Source organism: Pseudoalteromonas lipolytica, from assembly GCF_900116435.1.
Taxonomy (GTDB): Bacteria; Pseudomonadota; Gammaproteobacteria; order Enterobacterales; family Alteromonadaceae; genus Pseudoalteromonas; species Pseudoalteromonas lipolytica.
This window is the reverse complement of the sequence record NZ_FPAZ01000004.1, coordinates 313,451-325,613: the sequence shown is the minus strand read 5'-3', so window position 1 is coordinate 325,613 and position 12,163 is coordinate 313,451. Positions and strand designations below refer to the sequence as shown.

Sequence of the window (12,163 nt, the reverse complement as noted above, 5' to 3'; positions counted from 1 at the left end):
TTACGCTAATGTAAAACGCTTTCACCAAGCACAATTACCAAAAGACATTAAACTAACAACTCAACCAGGGGTGTTATGTGAGCTTAAATACCAAGCGATTGAAGCAGTGGGTATATACGTACCCGGTGGCAGTGCGCCATTACCTTCGTCGGTTATTATGCAAGGTGTCCTTGCACAATTAAGCGGTGCAAAAACGGTTGTGCTTGCAACACCTGTTAAGGGCGATGAAAGCATTAACCCTGCAATTCTCTATGCAGCTAAGCTATGCGGTATTAAAACAATTGTTGAAAGTGGCGGCGCAGGGGCAATTGCAGCGATGGCTTACGGCACTGAGTCTGTACCGAAGGTCAATAAAGTATTTGGCCCAGGCAACAGTTTTGTGACAATGGCAAAACAGCTTGTCGCCCAGACGATTCCGGGCATGGCAATTGATATGCCTGCAGGTCCTTCTGAGGTACTGGTGATTGCTGATGAACGTGCAAATCCTGAATTTATTGCTGCCGATTTATTATCGCAGGCAGAACACGGTGCTGATTCACAAGTAATCTTACTGTGTAATAGTGAGCGCATTATTGAACTTACGCAGCAAGCATTAACAACGCAGCTTGCAAAATTAAGCCGCAAAGAAACCGCTGAACAAGCCCTTGCAAATTCAAGCTTGATTTTAGTCGACTCTATTGAGCAGGCATTTGAAGTATCAGCACAATATGGTCCTGAACACCTAATTTTACAACTTGCTGATGCTCAGCCTTATTTAGGCTTAGTTAAAAATGCTGGCTCTGTCTTTGTGGGCGACTATACGCCGGAATCTGCAGGCGATTATGCGTCAGGTACTAACCACGTACTACCAACGTATGGTTACAGTGCCACCTATTCGAGCTTAAACTTACTGGACTTTTTTAGAACTTACACAGTACAAACCATTAGCAAAAATGGGTTACGTGAATTATCTAAAGCAATTTTACCTTTGGCCGCAGCAGAAGGGCTTGATGCTCACGCTAATGCTGTTTCAATTCGTCTTGAGGCACTGAATAATGAGCGATAACTCAACACTTACCACACTGTTGCCAGACAACATTGCAGCCCTAACAGCTTATAGCTCAGCAAAGAGCGAGAAACTGACTGGAACAACGTGGCTAAATGCCAACGAAAGTCCCTACTCTCGCACGCCTACTGTGAGTTTGGCCGATTTAAATCGCTACCCCGATCCACAGCCAACACAGGTTATTAACCGTTACGCATGTTATGCCAACTTAGAGCCAGAACAAGTGCTGATGACACGCGGTGCCGATGAAGGCATTGAGCTATTGGTGCGTACATTTTGCCGCCCAGCAAAAGACAGTATCGCGCTATTTTTACCAACCTATGGTATGTACAAAGTCACTGCCGACACTCACAACGTAAGCATTAACGGTCTCACCCAAGAGTTACTGTTAAAAGGCACGGTGGATGAAATTGTTGCTGCGATAGCTGACTCGAAATTAGTTTTCATTTGTAATCCTAATAATCCAACAGGCAGCATGACGAGCCTAGACAAGATCAGAAAGATTACCCAACAACTTGCGGGTAAAGCCATCGTCGTGGTAGATGAAGCTTATATAGAGTTTTGTCCAGAACACACTGCAGCAAGCTTAATTAATGAATTTAATAATCTTGTGGTGCTAAGAACCTTATCTAAAGCGTTTGCATTAGCAGGTTTGCGTACAGGCTTCACACTTGCAAACAGTGATTTACTGGCACCGATCCGTAAAGTAATTGCGCCTTATCCAGTATCAACTGTAGTTGCACGTATTGCGGCTGATGCACTCAGTAGCGATAACATCGCCTCAATGCGTCGCCAAGTTACTATATTAAATAGTTTAAAAGCCAAACTAAAAGACTGGCTTGAACAATCATCGGCCGTGGTTAAGGTACTTAGTGGTGAAGGTAACTTTGTAACCTTAAAGCTAAAAGATAGACAGTCATTTAATATTGCATTGGCACAAGGTCTTGTGATGCGCGCATTCACTCTTTATGGTGAAAATGATTGGCTGCGCATTTCAATCGGTAATGAACAAGAATTAGAACAAGTAAAAATTTGGCTAGATGGTTTATCACTTGCCAGTAACACAGTAGAACAGGAAGTATAATGAGTAACCCGTATTTATTTATTGACCGCGATGGCACCATTATCGAAGAGCCAATCACCGATAAACAGGTAGATAGCCTCGAGAAATTAGTATTTTTACCCAATGTGATCCCTGCTCTACTGCAACTTCAAGCAGCGGGATACCGCTTAGTTATGGTATCGAACCAAGATGGACTAGGTACAGATAGCTTCCCAACGGCTGATTTTGACATTGCGCAAGACAAAATGATGAATATCCTCAACAGCCAAGGTATTCAATTTGACGAAGTACTGATTTGCCCCCACTTTGATGCAGACAATTGCAACTGCCGTAAACCTAAAACAGGGTTGCTGACTGAACTTATGCGCTCAGGCAAAGTAGATTTAGCCCGTTCATTTGTCATCGGTGACCGCCAAACAGATATAGGTCTTGCTGCTAACTTATGCTGCGAAGGCATTTTATACACCGGCAGTTGGGATGCCATTGTCACTCAGCTAACAACACAAAACCGTGAAGGTCGCATAACCCGCAACACCAAAGAAACGCAAATCGATGTGCAGGTTAATTTAGACCAGACCAAAAATGGCGACATTAGTACTGGCCTTGGCTTTTTTGATCACATGCTTGACCAAATTCGCACCCACGCCAATATCGGACTTAATGTTCAAGCCACGGGCGACTTACACATTGATGAACACCACCTCGTTGAAGACATTGGTATTGCCTTAGGGCTTGCACTTAAACAAGCGCTGGGTACAAAAACGCAAATTGGCCGTTATGGATTTGCGCTACCGATGGATGAATGTAAAGCCGAGGCGCAAATAGATTTATCGGGCCGTGCATCGTTTGTGTTAAATGCCGATTTTAGCCGTGAAAAAGTCGGCGACTTAGATGTGCAAATGGTTGAGCATTTCTTTAAAAGTTTAAGTGACAACGCCGCAATGAGCCTGATTTTGTCAGTCAGCGAGGGTAACTGTCATCACCAAGTAGAAGGCTTATTTAAAGCCTTTGCCAGAGCGCTGCGCGCTGCTATCGCAAAAGATGCCACGCAACAAACTGCCAGCTCAAAGGGGTGTTTATGATTGCCATAATTAATACGGGTTGTGCCAATATCAACTCGGTGCGTTTTGCGTTTGAGCGACTCGGTCAAAATCCAGAAGTGATCACTTCGCCTGAGCAACTAAAAGGCTTTGAACGTGCTATTTTACCCGGTGTAGGCCATGCTTCTGTGGCAATGAAGCGCCTAAAAGACGGTGGCTGGCAACAAGCCATTGATGAATATCAGCGTCCGCTTATGGGCATTTGTTTAGGCATGCAATTACTTTGCGAAAGCACCGAAGAAGGCAATGTTGATTGCCTAGGTAAAATCCCGGGTATTGTTAAGCAACTTGATGTAGGTACATTGACATCACCGCATATGGGCTGGAACGACCTAACAGTATTAAAAGAGCATGCGCTCACTAAAGGTTTAACAGCGCAAGATCATGTTTACTTTGTGCATAGCTTTGCTCACACCGTCAACGATGCCACGCTTGTCAGTGGTGAATACGGAAACACTTTCTCTGCGATTGTTGCAAAAGATAACTATGCAGGCATGCAATTTCACCCAGAGCGCAGTGCCAAAGTCGGCACCCGATTATTACAAAACTTTTTAGATTGGCAGCTGTAAGCGCAGCACAAAAATAAGAGACCAAAACGTGATTATTCCAGCACTTGATGTATTACAAAACCAAATTGTGCGCTTATACCAAGGTAAGTATGATACAGCACAATTTTACCCTTACGAACTAGGCGCACGCTTACAAGCGTACGCAAACAGCGGTGCAGGTAAGCTGCACCTTGTTGATTTAGAAGGCGCACGCGACCCGAGCAAAAAGCAATGGCAACATATTCAAACCGCGACCAAAGCATTAAACGTCCCTTATCAGGTTGGCGGCGGTATTCGCTCTGAACACGATGTGGCCGACTGGCTAGAAGCCGGAGCTAACCAAGTTGTGATTGGTTCAATGGCCGTTGAAAAGCGCGAGCAAGTCCAAGCATGGATTGAAAAGTTTGGGGCCGAACATTTCGTGATTGCCCTTGATGTAAATAAAACCGAAAACGGCTGGGCTCCTGCCACTCACGGTTGGTTAAGTGAATCTGAGTTTGGATTATTTGAACTTGTTGATTTTTACGTAGCATTGGGCGTCATTGACTTTCTGTGCACTGATATCAGTAAAGACGGCACCATGACAGGCCCTTCATTTGCACTGTATGAAGATTTAATAAACCACAACAGCCAAATAAAAGTACAAGCATCTGGCGGCGTAAGCTCGCTTGACGATATCGCCAAGCTTAAAAAACTCGGTGTGGGTGGGGTTATCTTAGGTAAGTCATTGCTTGATGGTGCCTTTAATGTTGAGGAGGCGTTAGCATGTTATCAAAACGCATAATTCCTTGCCTGTATGATACCAAATATTTATAAGAAATAATAAAAACTAAAAAATCATAAAAAATCCAATCATTTTAAGGGCTTATATCTATAGTCAAGTAGTAAGCCCTATCCACTCCATTAGATTAATAATATAAAAAATGTAGCCTATACGTCTCCAATTGACTATTATAAATAACAAGTGTCGCCTATATGTATCCTATGACACTCTGCAAAAAGGCTACTTTATGTAGGTTCTATGCACTATTTATTCACTCATAAGGAGCTAAGGTGGCTAATAAAGAAAGTAACCTCGCCGAGTATTTTCCAAGAGATCAACTGGAGGATTTTTCATTTTCTCATACCAAAATAAAAAAACTTTTGACCTCGAAATATCCGGTACAGGAAGAGCGTGTTTTCAAGGATAAGAATCAATCAGCTAACGGTTTACGAATTAGAGTTTATCCCTCCAGTAATGCTACCTACTTTGTCGAAAAGAGAATTAGGGGGGCCTCTGGAGGGGCAAAAAAAAGAGTTATTGGCAAAGCAAATGAAATAGACCTATTTGAAGCAAGAAAAACTGCCTACAAATTTATTTCTTGGATGGCAGGAGGAAAAGATCCGTATGAAGAGCTTGAAAAAGAAAAACGTGAAAACAGAGTTTACACAATTCGAGATGCATATAATTTATACATGGACAACAGAACCATTCAAAAAGAAACGCGAGACAGATATGAGCGCCAAAAAGATGTTCTTAGCTACATTCACATAAAAAGAAAACAAAAATGGCAGGATGTAGAATCTGAATCGCAATTGGTCAATACAAATACTTTCAAAGGTAAAACCGATAATTTAAAAAGCCTTTTAGATGCTGACTTAAACGACATTACCTCCCAAGCAGTTCTATGCTTCCATAAAAGTATTACTAACAATCACGGCCACGGTAATAACAAGGCATTTACAGAAGGCGATAGAGTTATTCAGTTTTTAGGCTCACTATATGATACGGCCATTGATATAGTAAATGAAAAACAGGATGACGAGCATTATATTAAGCGTAACCCTATAAAAATCATGTACCGTGCTCGAGGGCGGTGGAACAATCCACGCGGTAAAGCTAAAAGACGTCACGAAAGTCTAGATACAGAACATATTGCAGCCCATTACCAAGCCATTATGCAACTAAAGACTCTTAAAAATGAGACTAGAGACGACTACCCTAAAATGAAGTATACCAATATACCTATTCCCGGAGCAGTCAGAGCACATTACTTTTTACGTTTCATGTTTTGGACTGGATGGAGGCCCGGTGATGTTGCTAGAATCCAATGGGATCAAATAGAAACTATTTCAGAGAACGATAAAACTTATACCGTTGTGTCGTGGAATGACAAAGAAGCAGCAGAACGTCTTAAAAATGGAGAACCAATTTATCGTGTTCCATTAAATCAGCAAGCTGAGTTGGTTATCAAAGAGCTGGAGGAAATTAAATCCGATAAATTAAATAAAGCGAAAAAAGGAGAGATTAAGATCAGACATGACTATGATCACAATCATGTATTTCTTAATGTGCTTGAAAATAATCACATTAAACCTAATCAGCATCACTATGAGAAAAAAATTCAAGAGCTAGCCAATACTAGGTTCTACCCTACTGGAATATACAGAAAAACCTTTCTCACGTACGGCAATGAACTCAAAATCAATATTTATACATTAAAACGATTAGTGTTCCATACACAAAACTATTTCGACGTTACAAGCGGCTATATTAAAACACATAGGCAAGTATTATTAGATGCTAGTGAGAAAATTGCTAACTATCTAAACAGCTATATATCTCCAAAGTTGATACAACCTGAACCATCAAAGCAAATAATTGAGGTTTCAGATGTAAGTATTGATAACGATATAATCGATGAATTAACTGCACAATATGGTGAAGATGCGACACGTAAAACTAATGATTTAATTAGAATTGCTTTAGCATTAAAAACCCTCAATCATAGCATATACAAAAAACTTGAGCTTACTACTAGTGAGTTTGCGGAGTTTGATGATTCAGATTTTGCTGGAGACTAGTATTTTGTCATTTACCACAACATTGTCGATTCAAAACGCTGTTGCTGAGATACCTATTACTAATGTTTCCTTTAGTTCAACTGGCATGCATGTTCCCTATTTTGTTTTTAACCTTAACAATAACCTCGATTTATATCCAAAGATAGTATCAGTAATTTACACAGTAAATTCGGACAAAATAATTTCCAAACAATTCGTTCATATCTCATTGAAAAACTTCGGATAAATACTTGATGAGATTTTATTTTTCATACAAAACAAATAGTTACTATATTTTCAATTGTTAGTTCTGTATAATTATAGGTAAAAGGCGCCATGGCAGGGTATGTTAAATAGTAACTATTTTTACTGCCGTAAAAGTTACTCAATTTAACCCCTGTTGTCGCTCACGCGACAAATCTAAAAAACAGTTGCTCATGCAACCAAAAGTAAACAATAAAATAAGACGAAGTCTTATGGAGATACATAAGTTTAATTTAAACACAGGATTGATTTCGTCATAACTAATAAAGGTAAAGTTATGACAAATAAAAAACGTAAAATATCACTAGTTACAAGAGTTAACGTTAACGAGCATCAGATTATTTCTGATGCCTGCAAAACCGCTAATTATAATACCATCGGCTCTTTCATTCGTGACACTTTAATCTGTAGCTTAACAGAAGAAGATTCTCTTCACGGCATTACAGTCCCAACTCAAACTGCTGAAGAAATGGCCAATAATGTTCGTCTACTAAATCAATTAATTGAACATCTGAATTTGGCATTGTCTGATAAATCCCTATTTGATTCTCATCAAGATAAAGAGCAATACCTAATTAATGCTATACAAATGGCTTATTTAACTGGCAATGCTCTTCAAGTTTGGTCTCATTTTCTTAAGAAAAATTTTGATGAATCAATTAAACAAATTGCGCTATCAAACTTATCAGCTGATGAACTTAATGACTTAGCCTCTCAAAAAAGCTGTATATTAGATGAGGGTAATTAGTATGATTATTAAATTTGTAAAATCCAAGAAAAAGGATAATCAAGGTAGAATTAGAAAGCTTATTAAATATATCTTTGGAAAAACGAAACACACTCATGATGCTAATGGTCGTGAGCTTACACATGAAACAATTAAGTTTATTGGAAGTAGTAACTCTTTGCCAATGACAAATCCTTTACTATCTTTCGATAATGGAGTAATGACAAAGTTAAGTGGTAAAGAAGCCAGCTTAACACCGTTAATCAATACTTTTTTGAAAGTAGAGTCATTAAATGCTCGTGTTATGCATCCGTTTGAACATATAATTGTTTCTTTACAAGAAGGCGAATATCTTAATATATTCCAGTGGCGTGAGCTAGTCGATGATCTTTTAGTAAAATTAGGTTTCGATGACCACCATTGGGTTGCGCTTTGGCATGGCAATACATCAAATAATCACTGCCATATAGCAGCTTCAACAATTTCTAATACCCCACCTCATCGCCGACTAGTTCTAGGTAATAGCTTTAAGAAAACAGCAATCATTCGAAACCTGTTAGAGAAAAAGTTTGGCTTAGAACACGATAACAATCCATATACAGATGGTCATGGGAAAAGAGTTAGTGATTCGAAATACAAAACTAAAGTGCAGGCTATTCGCTCTTGTATTGATAATGTAATAGAACAATATGGCGACAATATTCCCCTACCCGTTCTCATCGAACGCCTAAACAATCTTGGTGTCGGCTGTTTCGCTCAAACACGACGAGATAGCATAAGAGGTGTTTCATTTAGTTTAGGAAAATATAAAATCACAGGCTCGAAATTAGGTATTGGTTATAGTTGGAATTCATTGCAAGAACGTGGCGTTTACTACGATCATTCTAAACACGCTATTAGCATAGAAAACTCTAACAGTTTAGAACAAAAGGTAACTAGAACTATTGAAGCTTATTCGTTACCAGAGCAACCTACTTACAACAGCAAATATTTACTAGTAAAAAAGGTAAATCTCAAATTTAAAGCTCATAAACAAAAATCTACATACAAAACTGGTTATTCTTGGGGTTTATGGATAAGACCACCAATGTCTTTCAAAGGCATGAACAAACAACAAATTGAACAGCAAATCTCATTCTTGCGAATGTTACGTAGATTACTTTGGTTTTATTTCAAGTGGTTAAAGAAAAAAGACGTAGAACAACAGTTTGCTTATGAGTTGATAAAGCCGTACCTTAGGAGAATAAAAGAACCAACAGACGGTGACTTTGAAAATACATTTTCGTTTTAGTAATCATTTAAGCCTTTAACTCAATCCGTATTTATATAATTTTTGTTAAACGCTATAATTGCGCCACACAAAGTTAAGGGAAATGATGGATTTAGCTAAATTTAAATACTTTTTAATTATTGATGTTGAAGCAACTTGTTGTAAAGATAACTCTTTTCCAGTAAACGAAATGGAAATGATCGAAATTGGTGCTGTTTTAATTTGTGCCGACTCACTTACCAAGCTAGATGAGTTCAACACGTTTATTCAACCCCAACGACACCCAAAACTAACCGACTTTTGTTCAAATTTAACGTCGATCAGCCAACACGATGTTGATAACGCACCATATTACCCTGAAGCAATTAGCGCTCTCCAAAAATGGCTAAGCAATTACGATAACTACCTGTTTTGCAGCTGGGGGGAGTATGACAAACAGCAATTTGAACAAGACTGTGCTTTTCATAGTCTGCCATACCCTATTACAGCACCACACCTGAATATTAAAAAGCAATTTTCAAAGACTCAAAAAGTACGCAAAAGACAAGGAATGGCCGGAGCGTTAAAACTTGCGAAAATCCCTCACACCGGCTCGCATCACCGTGGAATTGATGATGCGAATAATATGATCAAGTTAATGCCGTATGTGATGGGAAGAGTATTTATTGATAGTCAAAAGAAATTCTCAAAATAGAAAGTAATATTACCATGCGCCCCATTCACCACAGCTAGGACACTTCATATTAAATGGCTCGAGCGCTCTTGCTGAATGATAGCTCCAATAAAGGCCATTCTTTATCAAACGAGTACTGCTTTTATCGCTAGCGCAGTGATTATATATTTGAAGTTGTTCACATTCACAACACTGCATCCATACCGACTTAGGTGTACGCTCAACCCAATCACCATGCCTATTTCGATAGCGAGTAGTCTTTTTTAAGTTTTTGATGTCACTAGAGCCACACCTGATGCAAATGGGGACTGCTTGACTGCTGTCATTATCCAAATCGCTAGTTTTAGCATCCTCTAACTTATACTGAAGAAACATACCCAATAAGCGCTGTAATTCGTCTGAGTAAAGCGAGCGATCTATAGGATTTAAAAAAACAGCACCCCGATCATGAGAGAAAAGATTAACATCGTCGTTAATGTTTAGCTCTCCAAGGAAACTGTGTTTCCCCCATGATTGTGCAGTAATGGGATGTTCAATTAGGTTATTACAGGGGTGAATAAGAAATACAGGATTTGAATTATTTTCACTATAATTTTTACCGTCGAATAACTCATTAATTTTTGAAAGCATTCCTCCCGCTCTATCAAATGTTAGTTTATCGTAAAATTTCGCGTCTAATACAAAACGTTTAAAATGGCGCTCGGTAGTACCGTCGATATTATTGGAAAACCACGTCAGATCCAAAATAAAGTCAGGGCGCTTATTATTTGATAAAGATTTTTCATACCATAGCGAAATATATCTTTTTGCCTCATCATTAGTTAAATTTACGTTAATATCTGTTTTGTTAGACTTTACTGCTTCGATAAGTTTATATTTCCAATCCTTCTGTGGTACAAACCTAAACGAATTTTTTAGAACAAGTATGAGTTGTATTAAAGTCCAACGTTCATATAAAAGAGGCATATTTACCAGCCCCATATCATCTATTTGTTCAAGGTTTAATAAAAGCTCATCATCTGTAAGTTTAGTGATATCTCTCAATACCTTATAGCCATTATGAACGGCCTGATAATTAATATTTTGGACGAATGTCATTGAGTTAGGAAAATTAGACGAAGGCATAATTCCAAGCCCTTTCATATGTTGAATTAATTTTCTTAGTTCTCGATATTTAGGTTCTATTCGTTTGTATATATAATCTGATAATTCTTGATTTTGTGAGTAGTAATTGATTCGATTAAGTAATGAGGCTTTTTCCCTATTTTGCTCCTCCAGTTCTTGCTGAGATAAGGGTTTTACCCAGCCATTTTTCGCCAATTCTTTACCTATAAGTATCTCTTTTTCAAAAGCTTCTTTTGCTTTTTGACTCGATTGACAGTCTATCAATTCAATCGAATGAACGTTATCCAAATTAAATAAAACGGCACGTTCACTAGTGCGATAATTGTAATCACAATTAAACTTCAGAGTTTCGCCCGGTTCTAATACTTCTAATAGAACCTGATAACGATTCCTTAAACTTAAAATACCACTTTTATTATCTGGCTTTCCCCAGCTCTCACCGTTCCATATGAGAATAAAAAAACCATCCTTTTGTTGTGTTTTATTCTCTAAATGCAAATATAAATCTAGTGAACACTTTGTTGTCTTTAGTTGAATGTTATTGTCTTTTATCTTTAGATTTAACTTGTTTTGCCAGTATTCTAGCTTTGTTCTTTCCCTAACCCTTTCTAAATCTTTTACCACTAACTCTCGATTGACTTTCACACTAGTGGTAAAAGAATGAAGTTGCTCTCTTAGTTTGTTGGTTGTGTCCAAGAATCGTTGTGATTTATTCTGAGCAAGAATAACTATTTGTTTAAGAACGCGGCCGCATCGTTCCAAAGCGAAAAGAATATACCTATTTTCTGGCACATTATATGATGGTTGGGTCGCTCTACTGGTTAGAAAACGTTGATTAGATTTCGAAACCAACTCCATAAAGGTACGGTTAACTGGTTTTACCAATTTTCTTGGCTTTATGGCCTGAATTTCTCGAAGCTCAACTTTTGGTGTTTCCAATATTTTTTGAGCCGCATTAACTATTTTACTGATACACTCAATTATTTCTTCACTAACACCTATACCATTCGTTTGCTTTGCATTTGCCTGTACGGCACTACTGTCATCAAGAATAAGTTCCCATAAATCATTTTTGAAAACCCTTAAATATTGTTCTAATTGTTCAACACTAAAATCAGAGCCATTGATTTCGACCTCACAAAGTTGACTAGTTATATAAAACTTTAAAGTTCCAACAATATTCGGCGCAATTCCAAACCATTGTTTTTGCTCGCTTATCCACTTTTCTTTAAGTATCCACCAATAAATGCCAGTGTCTGGATCTTTAATCTGGGTTAAAAGCTTCTTATCATTGTTAGGCAAATTAATATACGGTTGTCCAGCTTCGACATTTAAAACACGAACAGCGAGTTGGCCTCGCTTAATTTCATCAAGTTTTGGATAAATTGTGGTTTCTGTCGTGAAGCATTGATTCACCGAATCATACTCCACACGAAGGGCATTTAAAGACTCAGTTACTTTAACTAAAGTATTTTTGTCATACCACTGAAGCTCTATGTACTTTATTTCAAATTGAGGCTTCACG

At 38.3% G+C, this 12,163-nt stretch carries 10 protein-coding genes; 9 read left to right on the top strand and 1 reads right to left on the bottom strand.

The annotated features are described in order from the left end of the window. From hisD to BM378_RS05815, 9 genes are all read left to right on the top strand, one after another. Window positions 1–1,045: histidinol dehydrogenase (gene hisD, locus BM378_RS05855; protein WP_074988803.1), on the top strand; the 1,045-nt coding region annotated here is incomplete at its 5' end. Then, the gene (hisC, locus tag BM378_RS05850) at window positions 1,035–2,129 is read left to right on the top strand and encodes a histidinol-phosphate transaminase (protein ID WP_065979046.1); all 1,095 of its coding nucleotides are present in this window, start codon (window positions 1,035–1,037) and stop codon (window positions 2,127–2,129) included. The genes hisD and hisC, both read left to right, overlap by 11 nt. Continuing rightward, window positions 2,129–3,190 (top strand): bifunctional histidinol-phosphatase/imidazoleglycerol-phosphate dehydratase HisB, encoded by a 1,062-nt coding sequence (gene hisB / locus BM378_RS05845; RefSeq protein ID WP_036971969.1) that lies wholly within the window; start codon window positions 2,129–2,131, stop codon window positions 3,188–3,190. The genes hisC and hisB overlap by 1 nt, the downstream gene beginning before the upstream one ends. After that, window positions 3,187–3,777, top strand: coding sequence for an imidazole glycerol phosphate synthase subunit HisH (gene hisH / locus BM378_RS05840; protein WP_036971972.1), 591 nt, complete (start codon window positions 3,187–3,189; stop codon window positions 3,775–3,777). Before hisB ends, hisH begins: the two co-directional genes overlap by 4 nt. A gap of 28 nt (window positions 3,778–3,805) precedes the next feature. Beyond that, complete coding sequence (locus BM378_RS05835; protein WP_036971973.1) at window positions 3,806–4,540, top strand: 1-(5-phosphoribosyl)-5-[(5-phosphoribosylamino)methylideneamino] imidazole-4-carboxamide isomerase; 735 nt, start codon at window positions 3,806–3,808, stop codon at window positions 4,538–4,540. Between the two features lie 269 nt (window positions 4,541–4,809). Then, window positions 4,810–6,600: an integrase arm-type DNA-binding domain-containing protein gene (locus BM378_RS05830; RefSeq protein WP_074988802.1), complete on the top strand. Its 1,791-nt coding sequence runs from the start codon at window positions 4,810–4,812 to the stop codon at window positions 6,598–6,600. Window positions 6,601–7,120: 520 nt separating this feature from the next. After that, window positions 7,121–7,591, top strand: a complete 471-nt coding sequence (locus BM378_RS05825) for a hypothetical protein (protein WP_074988801.1) — start codon at window positions 7,121–7,123, stop codon at window positions 7,589–7,591. A 1-nt stretch (window position 7,592) separates the two neighbouring features. After that, window positions 7,593–8,861, top strand: coding sequence for a relaxase/mobilization nuclease domain-containing protein (locus BM378_RS05820; RefSeq protein ID WP_074988800.1), 1,269 nt, complete (start codon window positions 7,593–7,595; stop codon window positions 8,859–8,861). Between the two features lie 85 nt (window positions 8,862–8,946). Next, a complete protein-coding gene (locus BM378_RS05815) occupies window positions 8,947–9,534 on the top strand; it encodes a 3'-5' exonuclease (protein ID WP_074988799.1) in 588 nt (195 codons plus the stop codon). 9 nt (window positions 9,535–9,543) lie between these two features. On the opposite strand, the gene BM378_RS05810 is transcribed toward BM378_RS05815, so the two are convergent. After that, window positions 9,544–12,162 carry a hypothetical protein gene (locus BM378_RS05810; protein WP_074988798.1) on the bottom strand — a complete coding sequence of 873 codons (2,619 nt, stop codon included), beginning with the start codon at window positions 12,160–12,162 and terminating at the stop codon, window positions 9,544–9,546. Between the last annotated feature and the right edge of the window lies 1 nt (window position 12,163).

Coding starts and splice junctions, on each gene's coding strand:
- hisC (WP_065979046.1), top strand. CDS start 1,035: ATGAGCGATAACTCAACACTTACCACACTGTTGCCAGACAACATTGCA.
- BM378_RS05825 (WP_074988801.1), top strand. CDS start 7,121: ATGACAAATAAAAAACGTAAAATATCACTAGTTACAAGAGTTAACGTT.
- BM378_RS05820 (WP_074988800.1), top strand. CDS start 7,593: ATGATTATTAAATTTGTAAAATCCAAGAAAAAGGATAATCAAGGTAGA.
- BM378_RS05815 (WP_074988799.1), top strand. CDS start 8,947: ATGGATTTAGCTAAATTTAAATACTTTTTAATTATTGATGTTGAAGCA.
- hisB (WP_036971969.1), top strand. CDS start 2,129: ATGAGTAACCCGTATTTATTTATTGACCGCGATGGCACCATTATCGAA.
- hisH (WP_036971972.1), top strand. CDS start 3,187: ATGATTGCCATAATTAATACGGGTTGTGCCAATATCAACTCGGTGCGT.